This is a genomic window from Planctobacterium sp. AWM4_229 (genome assembly GCF_056160305.1).
In genome coordinates, this window is sequence record NZ_JBSWWX010000012.1 from 24,906 (window position 1) to 43,296 (window position 18,391).

Consider the following 18,391-nt stretch of genomic DNA (forward strand, 5'->3'; position numbering starts at 1 on the left):
GTGGAATTTGAAATGCTTTTAGGCAAGGCAGATGTTTACAGGTCTGGTGGCTCCAAATCAAAAACATCTAACGCGGTATAAAAGCATTTCAAATCCATCGAAGACGACACCCCAGCGGCTTATTTCTTTGTTACGTAATTTCATAAGACCACCAGTATTATTTCAATCACGCGCCTCGAACTAAGCTCGCTGGGATGTCGCTGAGCGAATGCAGAGAGTTATTTATTGGTATCATCATGCCAGCACAAGGATGTGCTGTCATTGATGGTCATTGTTGTGCTGAATACGAAGGTTACGCTTTGCGTGTCAAGGGCTGCGGAGGATTCTCAAGGAGTGCCGCAGGCAGCATTCCTTGAGGCGCTGCCGGCGCCCCGGCAAAGACAACATCAAATATTGGAACTTTAGTATTTTGCAGGCAAAAAGCTATTCTCCGAAGATTACACACTTGGTGAAATAGGTAATTTGGTACTTAAAATAAAAAGCCCCCGAAACTCGGGGGCGAACACGCCCAATTAGCGCATAACGGGAGACAACCGTTTAGTTAATGTGAGGGTTAGTCACGTACGTCAATGTCACCAACGCCCACATCGATTTCAATTTCATATTCACCAGTACCGCGCCACTCTATGGATTCATTAACAATATTGCGCTCGCGTTCAGCGCCTTTGAAACCATCCAGATCTGCGCCACCTACGCCAGACTCTAATTCAATTTCGCGATAGTCATCAGAAGCTAACTCAATATCCACCTCACCGACACCAACATCGATGGAAGCACTGCGTTCAAAGTCTTCAATTTCGACTTCACCGACACCAAGATCAATGTCAACATTTGCCGTTTTGGGTAGTTTGACAATCCAGGTTTGCACTACGTCTTCAACGTCAATTTCCAGTGAAATATCATCGGCATCACCGCGGACTTTGAGTTCTACATCGTCCAGGTCTGCTGAACTAAACCAATCGTTATCACTTTCTTTTACTTCGATATCCAGCTGCATGGTATCGCCGTCGTAGGTTTCGATTTGGATACTACCTACTGCAACTTCAAAGTGAACTTGAGCATTCTCAGATAAGTCGATGGACTCAGACAGGTTAACCCGGTCTTTGGCGAAACTGGCTGATGTGAATAAGGTTGCAGCGATGGCGAGTGCGATTTTGGTTTTCATTGTGTTCTCCAGAACCTTTTTTCGTAAATAACGCGTATGTGCTCTAACTTAGTTTTAACTATGGCAAATTGAATGCCAATTGAAATGTCCAATAAAAACAATAAGATATGATTTTCATCGGACGTCTTATGGAATCAAAATACTAATTTCTGGCCAATATGACTAATAAACTAAAGTTTTCACTAACTATAAGAACAGGCGTGAAATATTTATTTATCGTCATAGCTGTTCAGGCAATGCATTCCAATTTCTTGCTGCTATACTAGTCGCCCTCAAAATAGCAAAGGTTTAAATCGTTGTTAGAAAAAAACACGCAAAAAACACAAGCCAGTGTTGAGTCTGCCCTTAATGGCGATTATGAGTTTGATTTAAAAGCGGTTTTTGATGAAGGTTGGAAACTGACACAAGCCGATAAATCTTCGATAGTTCAGGGCATGTTGGTGGTGATTGTGATTGCCATGACCATCATGCTAATGGCCGCTTATGTTTCTGAGGCAAAAGGCATTTCCTGGGAGGAACCTGGTTTTCGCTTCGGCCTGGATATCATTATGGCAGTACTGATTGCCCCATTAACCGCGGCATTGATGATGATGGGGATTAAATCCAGTGTGGGGCGTAAAAATTATTTGGCGGATCTGTTTGGCTTCATTAATCGCACACTTGTCATTACCGTTACTGTGGTCATGACCACGGCTATCGTGCAAATTGGCCTTTTATTCCTGGTGTTGCCGGGTCTATATTTAATGATAGCTACTGGCTTTGCGATACCATTGGTGCTTGAAAAAAACATGTTGCCCGCAAAAGCCATATTTACCTCCATTAAAGTGGTAAATCATCAATGGCTTAACTTCGTAAAATTATACGCGGTATTTTTTGCGCTGTTGTTGTTGGTGGCACTTACATTCGGTATTGCAATGATCTGGGTTGCTCCTTTCTACTATAATGTAAAGGGGATTTTGTATCGGGATATCTTTGGAGTACAAAGTGCAGAAACGATTTCGCAATCAGAAGGTGAAGTTATGACAACCGCAGAAGCTCAATCTTCTGAGTTCAAAACACTTGATCAGAGCGGTAAAGACGACCACTTCAATGCATAAGTCATTGCGTTCTCGGTTGTGGATTGGAGGCGTAACATTAATAGGTGTTGTTGCGTTTTTATATCCGTTCCTGCTGCCCCCCCAACCACCGGCAGAAGCCGTTACTACTCGGTTAGTCACGGCGGAGCCGATCCCCGATTTTGCATCTTTTCAGCAGGTGACAGAGAAAAAGCGCGCGTTTTTCAGTTATCTGTTACCAGAGATAGAAAAGCAAAATGAAATCATACTGTCGCAACGTACATTTATTTTAGCATTACAAAGTTTATGGCTTGCCAAAGGTCAAAAAGCTGATGCGCTTAGTCCCGCACAGCACAAACGCCTGGCGGAACTAGCGCAAGAGTACAATGTTAAGTTTCCGGGGCTTAGCGCCACTTTTTTTGACAAGCTACTGACTAAAGTCGACATTGTTCCCAAGGAACTGGTATTGGTTCAGGCGGCTAATGAGTCAGCCTGGGGAACATCTCGTTTTGCGCGCCAGGGTTATAACTTTTTTGGTATGTGGTGTTATCGCAAAGGTTGTGGTTTTGTGCCGCGCCAGCGGGACGACGACATGAATCATGAAGTGGCTAAATACAGGAATTTGTCCCAAGGGGTGGCCAAATACTTAAATACCCTAAATCGACATTTTGCTTACCAGGATTTGCGCTATATACGCGCAGTATTACGCAAAACACAGCAACCTATTACCGCTGAAATGCTGGCTGAGGGGTTGTTGCATTACTCAGAGCGCGGCCAGGCTTATGTGGAAGAGCTTCAAGCCATGATCCGCGTAAATCGAAAACATATGAACTATGCACAGGAACAAACAGTTGAAAATGGTTAGATGGATTCTATTGTTGGTAATTGGATTAAGTAGTAACTCTCTCCAGGCAGGTGAGTTGCACCTTGAGTACGCCGATTTTTATAGTCACCTGAGAAAACTAAACGGTGAAGAACTACAGTCCCTACAGTTCGCCTTTGGCTTTTTACACGTGCAAAGCAAAGATTTGTGTCAGGTATCATCTGTGTTGATTGATACTGATAAAAAAGATATCGATGTTCCGGTTCAGGCGAATCGTCGCTTTGTATTGCCCAATGAAAAAGCGTTAAAAATGGCTAAGGCCAGATTACTGGTCAAGTTAGAAGAGCCCCAAAACCAATGTGATTTATCGGTGCTTTTGGAAGTGAAACCCGAGTCGTTAACCGAGCCCGTCAATGCTTCGCAGCTGCTGAGCTATTTTCATTCTTTTGAGGCATTCTTTGACAAAATGGGGGGCTTTTTGTCGTTTATGATGCCATCGCCTGAGGGGCTACAAATTACCTTTACCGAACCCAACACTGTACCCAAAGCCTTTGCCACCATTGCAAAGTTTGATGGTGAACATTGGCAGATAAAACAAGAGGATATTCAGCGACTATTGGCTGATACTCAGTTGAGCGGCATCAAGCAGATCACTGCGTTGATGCCAGATTAATACCTAATTTATACCCTAGCTTAATTCTATCGTTTCAACTTCTGAATTCGTTGATTCAACCGCTGGATCGGTAAATTCCGGCGTATCAAAAGCGATATCACCTTCTTCAGGGACTTCGCCCGTAGTGCTGATGTCGACAAAATTATACAAATTGGGATCCGCAAGGTGGGATGGGGTGACATTTTGCAGTGCACGGAACATGTTCTCAATGCGTCCCGGATATTGTTTCGACCAGTCCTGTAGCATGTTTTTAATCATCTTACGCTGCAGATTTTCCTGTGAGCCGCAGAGATTGCAGGGAATGATTGGGAATTCCATTTTTTCCGCGTATTTGGCGATATCTTTTTCACTGGCATAAGCTAGTGGACGAATAACGATATTCTTGCCATCGTCGCTCACCAACTTGGGCGGCATAGACTTCATGCGGCCACCATGGAACATGTTGAGTAACAGGGTTTCCAGCATGTCATCACGATGATGTCCCAAAGCTATCTTGGTGGCCCCAAGTTCCTGTGCTGTGCGGTACAAAATGCCGCGTCTTAGCCTGCTGCACAAAGAGCAGGTGGTTTTACCTTCTGGGATTTTTTCTTTGACTATTGAATAAGTATCTTCGTTTACTATTAAATACTCGACGCCGATTTTATCCAGGTATTGCGGTAGCACATGCTCAGGGAAGCCTGGCTGTTTTTGATCCAGGTTCACCGCCACGATATCAAAATGGATAGGGGCGATATTTTTCAAGAACATCAAAATATCCAGCAGGGTATAACTGTCTTTTCCACCCGATAAGCACACCATCACCTTGTCACCGTCTTCAATCATATTGAAGTCGGCAATGGCTTTTCCAACACAACGACGCAGTCGTTTCTGCAATTTGTTGAAACTGTATTGCTGTTTACTTTTAGTGAGGTGATTAACTGCTTCGGACATCGACCGCTACTCTATACTTGTATGAAAAACATGCTGTAAAAATGGCGGCAGAGTATAACGCAAAAATCCCCCAAAGTAACATATTTGCTACTGTGGGAGATTGCAAAGTCGTTTAATTTATTAGAGCTTTACTGGGGATTCAAAACCTTCGGGTTTGAGAGCCAATACATCGCAGTCCAGCATATCTATGACATGTTCAGCGGTATTGCCAATCAGCGCGGCTGAAATACCTTGACGGCCAACCGTGCCGATAACAACGAGTTCTGCATCAAACTTTTTCGCGATTGCTGGGATCACGTCTTCCGGTAAACCTTCTTTCACATGGCAATGTGCCACATCCACGCCTAAATTTTCAGCATGTTGTTTCATACAGGCAACATGATGATCGTTGACTGATTGATTGTAGGTTTGCGGGTCGAATTCGGGGATCTCAATAGCAATATTAATGGGTGTGCCGGGGAAGGAATTCACCAGATGCACATGGCCTTTTAGAACGGTAGCCATGTCTTTACAGGTTTCAGTGATGCGCTTATTCAGTGATTGGTGAGCTTCGTCTTCTGTGCCGACATTGACCGCACCAAGAACAACACCATTTTCCGGCCAGGCATGATCTTTAACCAGTAATACGGATACTGGCGCTTTGCGCAACAGGTGCCAATCGGTGGGGGTGAATATGACTGATTTTAAGGTGTCGTGTTGCTGCGTGCCTTTGACGATGAGATCATAGTTCTCTGCCATGGCCTCCACAATAATGCTCTCATAAGGACGGTTGTGCCAGACAACTTTTACATCTACTTTGACGCTTTGGGCATTGGATTGTTGCTCAATCATGCCCACCAACCACTCCGTGCGATCATCAACTACCGCCTGTCGCATCATTTCACGTTCTTCAACAGACAACATAGTCGTCATGTCATAAGAAAAATCGTAGATGCTGAGAAACGCAGTGACGCTTCCGTCACATTTGTTAGCCAATTCAAGCGCTCGCGCCAGCGACTTTTGTTGCTCCTGGGTCGGATCAATAACAGCCAAAATTTTGTTAAAACCACTCATAGCCATTTCCTGATGTAATAAACGAACACTCTTAGTGTAAGAAAAGCATCAAAAATTTGCCACTATGAGCCTTGTTCTGGATCAATTAGGTGCTGATTTTTCTCACTTGCATTCAGGAGAGAAGGTTTTACTTTTTTCTTCCAGCAGTTGCGTATCAAGGATATTGATAAGTTTACCTTCCACTGAAAGCAAACCTTCCTTGTTGAATTTAGATAGTAAGCGAGAAATGGTTTCTACCGTTAAACCGAGAAAGTTGCCGATTTCGCTACGAGTCATGGTTAAGCGAAATTGGGTGGCGGAAAAACCACGTTGATTGAAGCGCAGCGACAACGAATGTAAAAAATAGGCCAAACGTTCTTCGGCAGTACGTTGATTGAGCAACATAAACATCTGTTGGTCTTGTTTAATTTCAGCACTCATTAAGCGCATCAGTTGTTTGCGCAGGGCGGGCAGTTCATCAGCTAGATTGTCTAGCGTAGCAAAGGGAATTTCACATACCATGGAGGTTTCAAGCGCATGAGTTACAGTTTGATGTGCTTCTTCAGACATGCTGTCGAAACCAATAACTTCACCCGGTAAATGGAAAGCCGTGATCTGCTCTTCACCACTTTGACTGATGGCATAAGATTTAAAGGAGCCTGAACGGACGGCGAACAAGGAGGTAAGCTTATCGCCGGTTTCAAACAAACGCTCGCCTTTTTGAATGGGGCGCTTGCGTTGAATGATATCGTCCAGTTTATCTAGCTCGTTATTGCTTAAATTAAACGGTAAGCAGAGTTGACTGAAACTGCAGTTTTGACAATTTAGAGGATAGCGAGCTTGACTTACCATTTAAACAAAAGGCTCCTTGCAATAATTTAAGCGTACTATAAATGATGCTGTAGGCTTTGTGCAATGATAAAGGCACCATAAGCAACAAGTGCCAGTGCAATTATCTGTTTTGTTCGGGGGGCTTGTGTCACAGCCAGCAATTGTTTAGCGGACAGCGCCAGTAATAAGGTGGCAGGTAATGTGCCCAAACCAAAACACATCATCAAAAACGCACTATTTACGGCATCACCTGTTGCCATGCTCCATGCCAGTGTTGAATATACCAGCCCACAGGGTAACCAGCCCCAGATCAGGCCATAGGGCAGTGCATGCAATGGTGTTTTAAAAGGAACGAAGCGTTTTGCGATGGGGGATATCTTGCGCCACAACCGTGCGCCTGCTGATTCAAGCTTTGAAAGCACTCGCCACCAGTTGCCGATATAAGCCCCAAGTAACACAAGCATAATGCCACTGAGTAGTTTAAGTAGCGCGATGCCTGAGCCAATTTGATGGCTGAATACCTGGCCTAGCGCACCCGCTATTAGACCCGCCGCACCATAGCTCAGGATACGTCCCAGATTGTAAGACAAAGCGTAAGGTAGCAGTGGTTTGTTGTTTGGAATTGCATAGTTTAATCCAGCAATAACACCTCCGCACATGGCACTACAATGCACGCTACCAGCAATGCCTATGAGAAAGGCAGCAGCAAATTCTGGTAGCACTTAGAGTTTGTCTTTAGGTCGTGAGGCTTGGGCGTCTTTAATGTCATCGTCAAACAGAATACTGTGACCGTGGCGTTCCAGGTCCTTAAATTGCTCACTTTTTACAGCCCAGAAAAAAATTGCGATGGCCACAATCACCAGAATGATGGCAATGGGGATCAAAACGTAAATAATACTCATATCAAGTCTCTTTTTTCTTGCTAATTCTAAGCGAGTTAAATGTCACAATGAGTGAACTCAACGACATACCTATGACTGCACCCCAAGGAGGTAATAGCCCGGAAACTGCAAAAGGTAATACCAATAAATTATAACCCAATGCCCAGGCGAAGTTTTGCTTGATAATGCGTTGGTTTTTTTGGGCAACTGATAACAGTGCTGAAATAGCAAAGAAGTTGTCTTTCAGCATAATGATATCCGCGGCATTTTGAGCAAAGTCGCTGGCGCCATTTACGGCCACGGAAATATTAGCACCAGCCAGTACCGGAGCATCATTAACGCCATCACCAACCATTAGTACAATATTACCGTTGTGCTGTAAATTTTGTAGGTAGTCTAATTTTTGCTCTGGTTTCATGCTGTGTTGAAAACCAGCAAGTTTGAGCTTTGTGGCCAGGTCAGACACTTTGCGTTCATTGTCACCGCTGAGTAACAATGTGTTTTTGCTTTGGAATTTATTGAAAAATGACTGCACGGCTTCTCGAAGTGCATCTTCTAAGGAAAAACTCGCTATCAGCTCGTAGTTATCACCTGACTGACGAGCAAGATAAACATCGGCACCTAATTGATTGGGATTTTGTGTGGTAAATTCCGGATTACCAATACGGTATTTCTCTTTGTCGATTTGTCCTTCGATACCGGCTCCCGGGTGAACTTCTATGCCTGAACAAGTTAGCTTTTCATCACTTGTAAATGCCTTGGCGATAGGGTGCTCGGAGTGTTCTTCTAATGATGCAGCAATGCTCAGAACCTGCTCATCTGCAAGGGAACTGTGGTTTTTCCAGTTAACGATGCCCGGAGTTCCCTTGGTTAAGGTCCCGGTTTTATCAAAGGCAAAAACATCCACCTTAGTAATGGTTTCCAACAGGTCCGTACGCTTTATCACTAACCCCACTTCATTGAGTTTACTCATAGCGGCCGTAAAAGCCGTAGGAGTAGCCAAACCCAGTGCACAAGGGCAGGTGGCGACTAATACTGATACTGTGATCCAGAGCGCATCTTGTGGTGATGCGTAATACCAATAACTGAAGGTAAGGACCGAAATTATCAATACTAACGTAACAAAAATACCGGCTAACCTGTCTGCAGCAATGGCAAACCGAGGCTTTTCTGAAAAGGCGAGCTCCTGTGCGCGACTAATCTGATTAATAGTAGAGTTGGTTAAAGTCGCTGAGACCCGAGCATTAATGGGGTTTGAAATATTGATACTACCGCCATAAAGCGCATCGTTTTTACTTTTAACCACAGGGGAAGATTCGCCGGTCAGCAAGGCTTCATCCAGCTCAGCTGCATCTGATAGTAAAACACAATCAACCGGAACGGTATCGCCGGTTTTTATCAAGATTTGCTGTCCCGCTTTTAAGGATTTAGCTGGTACTTCATGCGCCGCATTGTCGTCGTGAATGAGTCTTGCAAATTGCGGTAATTGCTTGGTGATATTGTTGCCTGTGATCACTGCTTTTTGTCGACCTCTATGCTCAAAATAGCGACCTATTAAGAGCAAGAAGATGAACATACAAATGGATTCGAAATAAACTTCGCCATACTCATGCCAGGTTGCCCATGCACTGCTGCACCAGGTAATGAAAATGGCAATACTAACGGGCAGGTCCATATTGAGTGTACGCGCAGAGAGTCCATTGAGGGCGCTAATAAAAAACACTGAGCCGGAATAAAACACCACAGGCGTACTCAGTACCAGGCTTACCCAATGTAAAAAGTTACGAGTCTCGTTGTCCAGATTACCAAACACACCAAAATATAAGGCAAAAGCAAGCATCATGACTTGCATTGTCAATAACCCGGCAAGGCCTAGCTTTTTCAGAAAGGTTTTATTTTCAGCCTGAAATATGGCTTCGTGTTGATCAGGTTGAAAAGGCCGTGCTCGATAGCCAATCTCAGCGAATAAATTGAGAACCTGACTTAAACTCAGTTGGTCCTTAAACCAGCGCACAGTTGCTCTTCTGGCACTGACATCAACACCTACCTGACGAACGCCAGCCTGGCCGTTGAGTCGCTTCTCAATGAGCCATGCGCAAGCGGGGCAGTTTAATCCTTCTACTGTTAGCTGCGCTTCTGCCAGTTCTTTATTGTTGCTGATGTATTCGTCGCTAAGCTCAGGCAGGTCGTAAATTTGATTTTGCTGAAGCAACTCGGTGGGAAGTGCATCTGCTTTTGCGGCGGGCTCTGTGCGGAACTTGTAATAATCTTCCAAGCCCGCTTCTACGACTGAGCGGGCGACTTCTTTACAACCGGGACAGCAAAAGTGTCTGTCACTTTTTAATATGTTCGCCGTGTAAACTTCACCTTGGGGGATGTTTTCATCGCAATGAAAACAATGGCCCTGCGCCGTTTGATACATCAGGGCTCCAAAATAACTTCGTCAGTTCTTGGAAATGCAACGGTTTGTCGGATCTTCCATGACTCATCAAAAGGAGTCAGCGTTACGCGCCATTTGCCATCAACAGATTTGGGTAAGCTACCACTGTAGTCTCCCTCCGCATTACGGGTGAGCATGACATGGAAGTCACGGTCTTCCAGAGTGGCGTGGAAAAAATCTAACTTAATGGCTGCAGAATCTGGTGGCAGAGCCTGTTTGAAATTAACTTTAACCCTATCTGCATCGATGCTCAGCCCAGCGATGAGATTGAGCTGTTTTGCCATGCGTTTTTTGCTAATAGATTGGTTTATGGCTTTACCTTCTTTGTAATAATCGTCGGACACCATGGAGTTTTCTGAAGTGATCGCAAGGTAAACGATAGTAAATCCAAGTACAATGGAGATTGCTGGAACGGTGATTAAAAACCACGGCCAGAATTGTTTATACCATTTTTCAGTCATAGTATTGAAGAAACTCCAAATTCAATATTACCCATAAAAAAGCCTCGGTGATCCGAGGCTTTTAGCAGAAGTTTAAATGCCTTACTCTTGATTAGAAAGGCTGTATACGTAGGCTGCTACAACGTGGATCTTATCTTCACCTAAACGTTCGTCAAATGCTGGCATAACACCATTTCGACCGTAGGTTAAGGTTTCGGTTACCGCTTTGTGGCTACCGCCATATAACCAGATGTTGTCAGTCAGGTTAGGTGCGCCCAAGGCTTGATTACCTTTGCCGTCCATACCGTGACATGCTGCACAAACCGCAAATCGCGCCTGGCCTTTTTCCTGTAAATCTTGATCTACACTGCGACCACTCAGACTTAAGGTGTAGGCAACAACCTCTTCAATGCCTTTTTCACCCATGGCATCAAGCCAAGCTGGCATGGCGCCTTGGCGACCAAGGCGTAAGGTCTCTTTGATCTTTTCAGGCGAGCCGCCATACAACCAATCGTCATCAGTAAGGTTAGGGAAGCCTGTTGAGCCTCTGGCATCTGAACCGTGACACATTGAACAGTTTTGCAAGAACAGTCTTTGACCTACTTTCAGCGCTTCAGGGTCGTTAACCAGTTCGCTGATAGGACGGCTGGCAATTTCCTTGAAAACTGGATCGAATTTTTCTGCAGCAAACTGCATCTCGCGGTCGTATTGAACCAGCTCACCAGATTCTTTAGCTGCCGCTACCGCAGCTCTAGACTCCTCTAGAGAGCGGATGTCCTGGTGCGAGCTTTTCCAACCCAATAAGCCCTGGAAGTTACCTAGTCCAGGATACAAGGCGAAATACACAAGCGCCCAAACGATAACCGCGTAAAACATATAGGTCCACCATACCGGCAAACCATTGTTGATTTCGACGATGCCATCAAATTCATGATGCATATCATCGCCTTCCTCAACACCCGTTTTATTCTTTAAACACCAGCGTAACAGCAGGAAACACCCTAGTATTGTACCCAGTGAAATAACACTTATGAAAATGCTCCAAAAGCTACTCATTGTCAGAAGACTCCCGTTTTGTGCTTGATGCTTTGTGTTGTGGCTCGTCGTCGAAAACTAAATTGGCCGCTTCATCAAACCCTGGCTTGGAACGCTTACTGTACGCCCAAAGCACAATACCAATAAAAAATACAAATACTGCAACTGTGAATATGCTGCCTATAGTACCGTAATCCATAATGACACCTACTTAAGTGCTGTACCTAGCGACTGAAGGTAAGCAATAAGGGCTTCCATTTCAGTCTTACCAGCGACAGCCTCCTGGGCACCTTCAATATCTTCATCTGTGTATGGCACACCGAATCCTCTGAAGATTTCCATCTTCTTGGCAGTGTACTTGCCGTCTAACACATTTTCGTCCAACCAAGGGAAGGCGGGCATATTAGACTCTGGTACCACAGAGCGAGGGTCCATCATGTGTGCATAGTGCCAGTCATCACTGTATCTGCCACCTACACGTGCCAGGTCAGGACCTGTACGCTTTGAACCCCACAAAAACGGGTGTTCCCATACGGATTCACCAGCGACGGAGTAGTGACCGTAACGCTCAGTCTCTGAGCGGAACGGACGGATCATTTGGCTGTGACAGCCTACGCAACCTTCGCGGATGTAGATGTCACGTCCTTCTAATTGCAGAGCCGTGTAAGGCTTAAGGCCATCTACAGGCTTCATGGTTTGTTGTTGAAACATCAAAGGAGTGATTTCAACCAACGCGCCAAATGAAATAGAAATCAAGATAAATACCGCTAGCAAGCCAGCATTTTTTTCTACAAGTTCATGTACGTTCTTCATTGTCGTTCCTTATGCTGGCTGAGCTTCTGCAGAGTCGGCTTCTTTTGTATCCACCGTTTCATCACTCGTGATGGTTTTGTAGCAGTTGTATGCCATGATTAACATACCAACAACCACGAAGCATCCACCTAAGAATCGAATAAAGTAGAAGGGCATTGAAGCTTCAAGACTTTCTACGAAGCTGTAGGTCAAGGTGCCGTCGGCATTAACAGCGCGCCACATCAGACCTTGCATAACACCTGAAATCCACATTGCTACGATATACAGTACAACACCCACTGTTGCTAACCAGAAGTGAACATTAACCAGTTTTAAGCTGTACATGCCTGGCTTGTTAAACAGCACAGGGATCAGGTGGTAAAGTGAACCGATAGATACCATGGCTACCCAACCTAAGGCGCCAGAGTGAACGTGACCGATGGTCCAGTCTGTGTAGTGCGACAAGGCATTAACCGTTTTGATTGCCATCATAGGACCTTCAAAGGTAGACATACCGTAGAAAGACAGAGAAACGATCAAGAAGCGCAATACTGGGTCAGAGCGCAGTTTATGCCACGCACCGGATAGCGTCATAATACCGTTGATCATACCGCCCCAAGAAGGCACGAATAAAACAACTGACATAACCATACCAACTGACTGAGTCCAGTCAGGCAATGCGGTGTAATGTAAGTGGTGAGGACCAGCCCAAATATAAAGTGAAACCAGTGCCCAGAAGTGGATAACAGAGAGACGGTAAGAATAAACCGGGCGACCCGCTTGTTTAGGTACGAAGTAGTACATCATGCCCAAGAAACCTGCTGTCAGGAAGAACCCAACGGCGTTGTGGCCATACCACCACTGCATCATAGCATCTACGGCACCGCCGTAAATAGAGTAAGACTTGGTAAGGGAAACCGGTACAGCAAGACTGTTACCAATATGAAGTACGGCGACGGTAATGATAAAGGCGCCGAAGAACCAGTTGGCTACGTAGATGTGTGACACTTTTCGGATGATGACTGTACCGAAGAAGTTTATCAGGTAAGCCACCCAAACCAACGTAATCAGAATGTCTATTGGCCACTCAAGTTCCGCATACTCTTTTGAAGCTGTGATGCCCAATGGTAGGGTAATTGCAGCTGCGACAATAATGGCCTGCCACCCCCAAAAGGTAAAGTTGGCCAATTTATCGCTGAACAATCTTACTTGTGAGGTGCGCTGCACCACATAGTAAGATGTCGCGAATAACGCACAACCACCAAAGGCAAATATTACTGCGTTGGTGTGCAGCGGTCTTAAGCGCGAAAAGGTTAACCATGGCGTATCAAAGTTCAATGCAGGCCAGATAAGCTGTGCCGCAATTAGAACCCCAACGCCCATGCCAACGATACCCCATATTACTGCCATGACAGCGAATTTGCGGACTACGTCGTAGTTATATTCTGGATGTGTTTGAGTCATTTCACTCATTTTTATACCGTCTTCCACATGTGTTGAGTGTTAATTTCTATGCAATTAATGCTAGCCGTCCCCGATTAACAATAGATAACTAATGAAAATTGTACAAATCGTACAAACATTAAGCTACATAATTGTAACAGGTTGTATAGGCGCGCAAATAATAAGGGTTTTGTCGCCAAAAAGATAGTTACAAAGCAACTAACTTGATCTTGATCAAATATCCTTTAATCTAGGCTAAGCCATTGATTAGTATTGTTAACTTGGTATTTACATTTGACCAAATTTACGCCATTTGCCGCGCTTATACTGCTGCTTGTTGCAGTGTCTTACTTTACAGGAAAAGATCAAAGCAACTTTGAGCTACATCAAGCTTTTATGACAGAGCCGGAATTCCGGTTGGACATCAGTCCATGGCCAGTTTTAGTCGAAGAAGAAATCACGCTGCTGTTTACCCTGAATTTGCCCGAAAAGCAGCAAATAGAGACTATTTCAGCTCGGGTAGAGGGCGTTAACATGAATATGGGAGTGATTCCGGTTATCTGGTCAGAGGCGGATACATCTGGACAAACTATCGGCAGTTTTATGTTGGGGAGTTGCAGCGAGCCAGTTATGCGCTGGCAGTTGATACTTGATGTGCGGTTAACATCAGGGAAGAAAATCCAACGTATCGCTGAATTTTCTTCCAGGAGTTAGTTATCCTTGTTTACTTACAACTGGCTTTGCAGATAATTCTGTAGGCCAATTTTATCAATCAAGCCGATTTGTTGCTCTAACCAATAAGCGTGATCCATCTCAGTATCATCAATCAAGGTCTGTAGCATATTCCGGGTCACGAAGTCCTGTTCTTGCTCACACAATGCCATTGTATCCTTCAACAGTGAGTCCACGTGATATTCGATTTTCAGATCATTTTTTAACATTGAAGGCACATCGCTACCCACCATGATGGGGTCGCGCTTGGTCATGTCTGGTACGCCTTCAAGAAACAATATACGCTCGATTAATAGTGAGGCATGTTGTTTTTCGTCATCAAACTCGTGATCAATGCGTTCATAAAGCTTATTGAAGCCCCAATCTTGATACATGCGAGAATGAATGAAGTATTGATCCATGGCTGTAAGCTCATTGGCCAACAGTCGATTTAGTGCATCTATAATAACTTGTTTGCCTTGCATTATTCGTCTCCTATTTGAGCTTGTAAGTAGTTTTCAATACCCATTTGGCTGATTTGGTATTGTTGCGCCTCAATCCAGTCGATGTGTTCTTCTTCATATTCCAGAATATCAGTGAGCAGATCCCGTGATACAAAATCTTTAGCCAATTCGCACTCAGCAATGGCGTTTTTTAGGGTAGGGATTTGTTGTAGCTGGAAGGTGAGGTCACAGGACAGCATTTCTTCGCAATGTTCACCAATAAAAAGCTTGCCCAAGTTTTGTAAGTTGGGCAGGCCTTCGAGAAACAGGATTCGCTCCATTAATTTGTCAGCCTGTTTCATATCCTTGATAGACTTTTTGTAACAGACTCCATTGAGTTGTTCGAAGCCCCAGTTTTTGAACATACGGGCATGCAGGAAGTATTGATTAATTGATGTCAATTCAATGGTCAATACTTCATTTAATAAGCCTATTATTTGTTTATTACCTTGCATTATTCAGGTCCCATGCGATTTGATGAGTGGAAGTATAGTTGTAGAATTGCTAAAAATAAAGAAAAATCCTTATATAACAATGGGATAGTAAGTGTTAATGGTTCTTATTTAGTTCTCTTTTCTTATTTGTCTTCAGAGCAACTGTGCAGCTCATTTGACCATCATTAACACAAGAGGTGTTTTTGTTTGTATTTACCTGTTTGCGGAGTAAACTGCTGATTTACAAAACGAAAAATATAGTTAGATAACATGCTAAAAAAGCTAATTATCGCCGCGCTTTTGATTGGTTTCGGTTACACGCTGTCTGTGTTCTGGCCGATGCAACCTGCCTGGCAAGATGAAGTGAAGGCACCGTTTAAAGCAGATGGCTTAATAGGCGGCTCTTTTGTGGGAGATTGGGTCGGTGTGGTGGAAGACCCGGCAGCCGAGGTTGAAGCCGAGGAGGAAGATAAAACCCAGTATGCCACTCAAAGAGATTTGCTGGTCAGTCCGATGGAAACTGGTGTAACCTTTTCAATTTTATTAGGGGAGTACACCTCTCAAGAGGCTGGTAATGCTCAACTGGAATCAATAGGTATTCAAGATGTAGCTCCTGTTTATATCCCTTACAAGAATCCCCTTGGCAATAAAGCGTTGTTACTGCTGCTTGGGGAATTTAAAGACGAACAAAGCGCTCAAATTCAGGAAAAATCCTGGGAGTCACAGTACGATGTGAATCTGCAAGTGGTTAAAAAACCCGTACTGCCAGATCCTGAAGAAGAAGCCAAGAAACAGCAAGCAGAAGAAACCGCAGAAGCACTTGCAAAAATTCTCAATCCAGAGACTGAAGTGGATAACGACTAAAGCTTACCTTTAAGGCTGTGGTTGGTTTGCCAGCCAGCATCGCCTGGGTTCTTTACAAAATAAACCGTTAATGCCGCTCTTCCGCTTTTGCCAAAATAGACTGTGCTGCTGGCATCAAAATCATTATTAGTGATATACCAACGTTCGTCACTCCAGGCCATACCCGGAGAGCTTACGATAAAAACACACAGGTCGGCTTTGCCTTTATCTTGCGTTATATCGGCAATGATATCCGCTTCACTGATGCTAAATGTTTGTTGGATTTTGGGCATGTAGTTTCCTTTTTCAAAGTGCCGTTATTTTAGTTCCTGATTGGTAAAAATCTATCATTTCATCACTGGAAATTAAATATCCGACGAAGACAATAAGTGTTTGCAAAACAGGCGTTTTGCGCCTATGGTGAAGGGGTAGCGGCCAGTTTAGCCACGAAACAGAGAATATTGACTTCTGTTTGTTCGATTGTGTAAGTGATGAATACTCAATCATAAAAACCAGCAACTCAGAATTAGAATTTTATGCGATACGGTGAACAAAGACTTGGTAGAAATCCGGTAAGATTGATTGGTGTGAATGCGCCATTTCAACCGGCATTACAATTTGGTCGCGAATATGCCGCAAATGACGACCCCAGACTCCGTGCAAGTCAGTCTTGGGGGGGCTCTACAATGGAAGGCCGTAATAGCTCAGGTAATGCTATTCAGGAGCCTTTACCTACTCGTCAGCAAACGGCACTGGCTCATCAACTTACACCTCAAATGCAAAACATCCTGCGTGGCGGTTTACGTCCAATAGAAAACAAGGGACGAAGTGCGCAAGTTAAACCTGCTGAGCTGGATTCGGTGCACTTAGGTGAAGCGATAGGCAGTAGTGAAAAACGCGCTTCAACCGTAGCGGTCGCTGCAAACCCCAATGGTCCTTCAGGTTTAAGACGCGTCGTTGGCGAAGTTTAGCCTTAAGAGCAATTACAAATAGACAAGTGTTTTATTGTTCAGGATTAATTTCTTTGAACATATGAAACCAGTTTTCGCCGTCTATATAGCCCGACACCTCAGATAGAAGTTGGAATCCATTTTTCAAGTAAAACTGATAGGTATGCAGAGTACTGGTCTCCAGTACTAAAGCTTTACCTCCCATCTGTAATGCTAAATGCTCTGCCAATGTTAATAAGCGTTTGCCCAAGCCAATACCGCGCAAAGATTCGATAATGTAAAAGGAATATATATACACGGCGTTCCAGCGCCGTTGCAGGATTAAGCCACCCACAAGCTCGTTGTCATCGGCAAATACATTCAAGTAGCCTTCGTACTCGATAGCATAATAGCCCAATAAATTGGCCTCGTGCTGTGCTATCTTAGCTTCCAGAGGATGGTTGCGGGGTTTCAGCGCTTTAAAGCCTATATCAATGAGTAATTTTTGCTTAGGTGCATCAAATACTTCCTGATATTCGCCAAAATACTGTTCCGTGGCGTCAGATGAAGTCATTTTTTGTGAAAAACAACATTCTTTGCTCTGTTGTTGAGCGCGCCTTGGAATTTAGCCGTAACATTATCAGATCTTGCCATAGCTGTTTTAATTCGTTCACTTGATCGCGCATCTTGGCGAAGCAGGTGGTTCGTCAGGCCACCAATTTTAGCATCGTGAGTGTCGGAGTGAGCCTGAACGGAAGGAACCCAAGCGCCAGTTTCTACTCGTATGTTGGTTTGAGGTGTAATGCTATCTTTTTGTGAGAATTTGTTGTCAACAGAGACCAAATTGCCCATAACGTGTTCATTAGCTCTTGCCGTAGTTACCTGAACCGCGTCTTTGTTGTCATAAACGTTGTAAATATTACCGGTTACCTTATCCGCTGCTGAGCGACTCCAGGAGGTGTTTTGGCCACCTTTTGACATTTGAGGTGTCCCTAACATTACAGCGTTGCGTATTTCTTGCGAGTTTTGATTGCTGAGAGCCTTACCTAAAACATTACCGCCATGACTGTGGGCAATCGCGTTGACGTCATTTGAGCTGGAACGGTTAATTGTGGGGCGCTTAACATCTTTTAAAAATGCGTTTAGTTGCCCTCCAGCTTCTACTCGGGCCGCTTCAGTTTGACCTCCGCTCCACTGGAAATTGGTACTAGCGGTGTTTCTGGCTCGGAGATTTTCTTTATTGAAGGATGAGCCACTTTGAACCCAGTCTGCACCTCTGGCAAAGGTGCCGTGAATATTAACGTCAACTGCACGCCTACCTTGAGATTGACCACGCAGTTTGATCAGGCTGTTCACATTTTCTCGCGCCAGCTGCTGGTTTGTGGTGAGTGCGGCTTTTCTCGCTGCTACGATCTCTTTAGCTGACGGCAT

Annotated in this window: 23 protein-coding genes; 6 read left to right on the plus strand and 17 right to left on the minus strand. The window is 44.4% G+C overall.

From position 1 onward, the window contains the following. Positions 1-553: 553 nt before the first annotated feature. Positions 554-1,165 (minus strand): hypothetical protein, encoded by a 612-nt coding sequence (locus ACXAGP_RS20565; RefSeq protein ID WP_475263602.1) that lies wholly within the window; start codon positions 1,163-1,165, stop codon positions 554-556. 296 nt (positions 1,166-1,461) lie between these two features. Here ACXAGP_RS20565 and ACXAGP_RS20570 point away from each other — a divergent pair, with 296 nt between their 5' ends. The 3 genes from ACXAGP_RS20570 to ACXAGP_RS20580 are packed head-to-tail and all read left to right on the plus strand — an operon-like array spanning position 1,462 to position 3,716. Next, positions 1,462-2,262, plus strand: a complete 801-nt coding sequence (locus ACXAGP_RS20570) for a hypothetical protein (protein ID WP_475263603.1) — start codon at positions 1,462-1,464, stop codon at positions 2,260-2,262. Then, positions 2,255-3,085: a glucosaminidase domain-containing protein gene (locus tag ACXAGP_RS20575; protein WP_475263604.1), complete on the plus strand. Its 831-nt coding sequence runs from the start codon at positions 2,255-2,257 to the stop codon at positions 3,083-3,085. Before ACXAGP_RS20570 ends, ACXAGP_RS20575 begins: the two co-directional genes overlap by 8 nt. Then, positions 3,078-3,716 (plus strand): DUF2987 domain-containing protein, encoded by a 639-nt coding sequence (locus ACXAGP_RS20580; RefSeq protein WP_475263605.1) that lies wholly within the window; start codon positions 3,078-3,080, stop codon positions 3,714-3,716. The genes ACXAGP_RS20575 and ACXAGP_RS20580 overlap by 8 nt, the downstream gene beginning before the upstream one ends. 15 nt (positions 3,717-3,731) lie before the next feature. On the opposite strand, the gene ttcA is transcribed toward ACXAGP_RS20580, so the two are convergent. The 11 genes from ttcA to ccoN all read right to left on the minus strand — a co-directional run bounded on the left by ttcA (position 3,732) and on the right by ccoN (position 13,570). Further along, entirely contained in the window at positions 3,732-4,646 is a 915-nt protein-coding gene (gene ttcA, locus ACXAGP_RS20585) for a tRNA 2-thiocytidine(32) synthetase TtcA (RefSeq protein ID WP_475263606.1), read from the minus strand. Positions 4,647-4,766: 120 nt separating this feature from the next. Further along, positions 4,767-5,699: a universal stress protein UspE gene (gene uspE, locus ACXAGP_RS20590; RefSeq protein ID WP_475263607.1), complete on the minus strand. Its 933-nt coding sequence runs from the start codon at positions 5,697-5,699 to the stop codon at positions 4,767-4,769. A gap of 102 nt (positions 5,700-5,801) precedes the next feature. After that, complete coding sequence (gene fnr / locus ACXAGP_RS20595) at positions 5,802-6,530, minus strand: fumarate/nitrate reduction transcriptional regulator Fnr (protein WP_475263608.1); 729 nt, start codon at positions 6,528-6,530, stop codon at positions 5,802-5,804. A gap of 35 nt (positions 6,531-6,565) precedes the next feature. Continuing rightward, positions 6,566-7,231: a sulfite exporter TauE/SafE family protein gene (locus tag ACXAGP_RS20600; RefSeq protein WP_475263610.1), complete on the minus strand. Its 666-nt coding sequence runs from the start codon at positions 7,229-7,231 to the stop codon at positions 6,566-6,568. Continuing rightward, positions 7,232-7,411 carry a cbb3-type cytochrome oxidase assembly protein CcoS gene (gene ccoS, locus ACXAGP_RS20605; protein WP_475263611.1) on the minus strand — a complete coding sequence of 60 codons (180 nt, stop codon included), beginning with the start codon at positions 7,409-7,411 and terminating at the stop codon, positions 7,232-7,234. It abuts the gene before it with no gap. 1 nt (position 7,412) lies between these two features. After that, entirely contained in the window at positions 7,413-9,812 is a 2,400-nt protein-coding gene (locus ACXAGP_RS20610; protein ID WP_475263612.1) for a heavy metal translocating P-type ATPase, read from the minus strand. Continuing rightward, complete coding sequence (locus tag ACXAGP_RS20615) at positions 9,812-10,291, minus strand: FixH family protein (protein WP_475263614.1); 480 nt, start codon at positions 10,289-10,291, stop codon at positions 9,812-9,814. The genes ACXAGP_RS20610 and ACXAGP_RS20615 overlap by 1 nt, the downstream gene beginning before the upstream one ends. 81 nt (positions 10,292-10,372) lie before the next feature. Beyond that, complete coding sequence (gene ccoP, locus ACXAGP_RS20620) at positions 10,373-11,326, minus strand: cytochrome-c oxidase, cbb3-type subunit III (RefSeq protein WP_475263615.1); 954 nt, start codon at positions 11,324-11,326, stop codon at positions 10,373-10,375. Then, the gene (locus tag ACXAGP_RS20625; protein WP_475263616.1) at positions 11,319-11,504 is read right to left on the minus strand and encodes a cbb3-type cytochrome oxidase subunit 3; all 186 of its coding nucleotides are present in this window, start codon (positions 11,502-11,504) and stop codon (positions 11,319-11,321) included. The genes ccoP and ACXAGP_RS20625 overlap by 8 nt, the downstream gene beginning before the upstream one ends. An 8-nt stretch (positions 11,505-11,512) precedes the next feature. Continuing rightward, positions 11,513-12,118, minus strand: a complete 606-nt coding sequence (ccoO, locus tag ACXAGP_RS20630; protein ID WP_475263617.1) for a cytochrome-c oxidase, cbb3-type subunit II — start codon at positions 12,116-12,118, stop codon at positions 11,513-11,515. Positions 12,119-12,127: 9 nt separating this feature from the next. Then, positions 12,128-13,570, minus strand: a complete 1,443-nt coding sequence (gene ccoN, locus ACXAGP_RS20635) for a cytochrome-c oxidase, cbb3-type subunit I (protein ID WP_475263619.1) — start codon at positions 13,568-13,570, stop codon at positions 12,128-12,130. A gap of 264 nt (positions 13,571-13,834) precedes the next feature. Here ccoN and ACXAGP_RS20640 point away from each other — a divergent pair, with 264 nt between their 5' ends. After that, positions 13,835-14,254, plus strand: a complete 420-nt coding sequence (locus ACXAGP_RS20640) for a hypothetical protein (RefSeq protein ID WP_475263620.1) — start codon at positions 13,835-13,837, stop codon at positions 14,252-14,254. A 14-nt stretch (positions 14,255-14,268) separates the two neighbouring features. On the opposite strand, the gene bfr (ACXAGP_RS20645) is transcribed toward ACXAGP_RS20640, so the two are convergent. Both bfr (ACXAGP_RS20645) and bfr (ACXAGP_RS20650) read right to left on the minus strand, forming a co-directional pair. After that, complete coding sequence (gene bfr / locus ACXAGP_RS20645; protein WP_338292560.1) at positions 14,269-14,736, minus strand: bacterioferritin; 468 nt, start codon at positions 14,734-14,736, stop codon at positions 14,269-14,271. Continuing rightward, complete coding sequence (bfr, locus tag ACXAGP_RS20650; protein ID WP_338292561.1) at positions 14,736-15,209, minus strand: bacterioferritin; 474 nt, start codon at positions 15,207-15,209, stop codon at positions 14,736-14,738. The genes bfr (ACXAGP_RS20645) and bfr (ACXAGP_RS20650) overlap by 1 nt, the downstream gene beginning before the upstream one ends. 249 nt (positions 15,210-15,458) lie before the next feature. Between bfr (ACXAGP_RS20650) and ACXAGP_RS20655 the strand changes: the two genes are divergently transcribed. After that, positions 15,459-16,052 carry a hypothetical protein gene (locus ACXAGP_RS20655; RefSeq protein WP_475263622.1) on the plus strand — a complete coding sequence of 198 codons (594 nt, stop codon included), beginning with the start codon at positions 15,459-15,461 and terminating at the stop codon, positions 16,050-16,052. Here the strand turns inward: ACXAGP_RS20655 and ACXAGP_RS20660 are convergent. After that, positions 16,049-16,324 carry a 7(1) septoil knot domain-containing protein gene (locus tag ACXAGP_RS20660; RefSeq protein WP_475263624.1) on the minus strand — a complete coding sequence of 92 codons (276 nt, stop codon included), beginning with the start codon at positions 16,322-16,324 and terminating at the stop codon, positions 16,049-16,051. The genes ACXAGP_RS20655 and ACXAGP_RS20660 overlap by 4 nt on opposite strands. A 243-nt stretch (positions 16,325-16,567) precedes the next feature. Here ACXAGP_RS20660 and ACXAGP_RS20665 point away from each other — a divergent pair, with 243 nt between their 5' ends. Further along, positions 16,568-17,002 carry a hypothetical protein gene (locus ACXAGP_RS20665; protein WP_475263626.1) on the plus strand — a complete coding sequence of 145 codons (435 nt, stop codon included), beginning with the start codon at positions 16,568-16,570 and terminating at the stop codon, positions 17,000-17,002. A gap of 31 nt (positions 17,003-17,033) precedes the next feature. On the opposite strand, the gene ACXAGP_RS20670 is transcribed toward ACXAGP_RS20665, so the two are convergent. Continuing rightward, positions 17,034-17,534, minus strand: coding sequence for a GNAT family N-acetyltransferase (locus ACXAGP_RS20670; protein WP_475263628.1), 501 nt, complete (start codon positions 17,532-17,534; stop codon positions 17,034-17,036). Then, entirely contained in the window at positions 17,531-18,391 is an 861-nt protein-coding gene (locus ACXAGP_RS20675) for a lipase family protein (protein WP_475263629.1), read from the minus strand. The genes ACXAGP_RS20670 and ACXAGP_RS20675 overlap by 4 nt, the downstream gene beginning before the upstream one ends.

What these genes read in the sequence shown, in the direction of transcription:
- ccoN (WP_475263619.1), bottom strand. Translation starts at nt 13,570, where the DNA reads ATGAGTGAAATGACTCAAACACATCCAGAATATAACTACGACGTAGTC.
- fnr (WP_475263608.1), bottom strand. Translation starts at nt 6,530, where the DNA reads ATGGTAAGTCAAGCTCGCTATCCTCTAAATTGTCAAAACTGCAGTTTC.
- bfr (WP_338292561.1), bottom strand. Translation starts at nt 15,209, where the DNA reads ATGCAAGGTAATAAACAAATAATAGGCTTATTAAATGAAGTATTGACC.
- ACXAGP_RS20625 (WP_475263616.1), bottom strand. Translation starts at nt 11,504, where the DNA reads ATGGATTACGGTACTATAGGCAGCATATTCACAGTTGCAGTATTTGTA.
- ACXAGP_RS20670 (WP_475263628.1), bottom strand. Translation starts at nt 17,534, where the DNA reads ATGACTTCATCTGACGCCACGGAACAGTATTTTGGCGAATATCAGGAA.
- ACXAGP_RS20665 (WP_475263626.1), top strand. Translation starts at nt 16,568, where the DNA reads ATGCGATACGGTGAACAAAGACTTGGTAGAAATCCGGTAAGATTGATT.
- ACXAGP_RS20610 (WP_475263612.1), bottom strand. Translation starts at nt 9,812, where the DNA reads ATGTATCAAACGGCGCAGGGCCATTGTTTTCATTGCGATGAAAACATC.
- ACXAGP_RS20575 (WP_475263604.1), top strand. Translation starts at nt 2,255, where the DNA reads ATGCATAAGTCATTGCGTTCTCGGTTGTGGATTGGAGGCGTAACATTA.
- ccoP (WP_475263615.1), bottom strand. Translation starts at nt 11,326, where the DNA reads ATGAGTAGCTTTTGGAGCATTTTCATAAGTGTTATTTCACTGGGTACA.
- bfr (WP_338292560.1), bottom strand. Translation starts at nt 14,736, where the DNA reads ATGCAAGGCAAACAAGTTATTATAGATGCACTAAATCGACTGTTGGCC.
- uspE (WP_475263607.1), bottom strand. Translation starts at nt 5,699, where the DNA reads ATGAGTGGTTTTAACAAAATTTTGGCTGTTATTGATCCGACCCAGGAG.
- ACXAGP_RS20660 (WP_475263624.1), bottom strand. Translation starts at nt 16,324, where the DNA reads ATGCCCAAAATCCAACAAACATTTAGCATCAGTGAAGCGGATATCATT.
- ACXAGP_RS20615 (WP_475263614.1), bottom strand. Translation starts at nt 10,291, where the DNA reads ATGACTGAAAAATGGTATAAACAATTCTGGCCGTGGTTTTTAATCACC.
- ccoO (WP_475263617.1), bottom strand. Translation starts at nt 12,118, where the DNA reads ATGAAGAACGTACATGAACTTGTAGAAAAAAATGCTGGCTTGCTAGCG.
- ccoS (WP_475263611.1), bottom strand. Translation starts at nt 7,411, where the DNA reads ATGAGTATTATTTACGTTTTGATCCCCATTGCCATCATTCTGGTGATT.
- ACXAGP_RS20565 (WP_475263602.1), bottom strand. Translation starts at nt 1,165, where the DNA reads ATGAAAACCAAAATCGCACTCGCCATCGCTGCAACCTTATTCACATCA.
- ttcA (WP_475263606.1), bottom strand. Translation starts at nt 4,646, where the DNA reads ATGTCCGAAGCAGTTAATCACCTCACTAAAAGTAAACAGCAATACAGT.
- ACXAGP_RS20675 (WP_475263629.1), bottom strand. Translation starts at nt 18,391, where the DNA reads ATGCCGTCAGCTAAAGAGATCGTAGCAGCGAGAAAAGCCGCACTCACC.
- ACXAGP_RS20580 (WP_475263605.1), top strand. Translation starts at nt 3,078, where the DNA reads ATGGTTAGATGGATTCTATTGTTGGTAATTGGATTAAGTAGTAACTCT.
- ACXAGP_RS20655 (WP_475263622.1), top strand. Translation starts at nt 15,459, where the DNA reads ATGCTAAAAAAGCTAATTATCGCCGCGCTTTTGATTGGTTTCGGTTAC.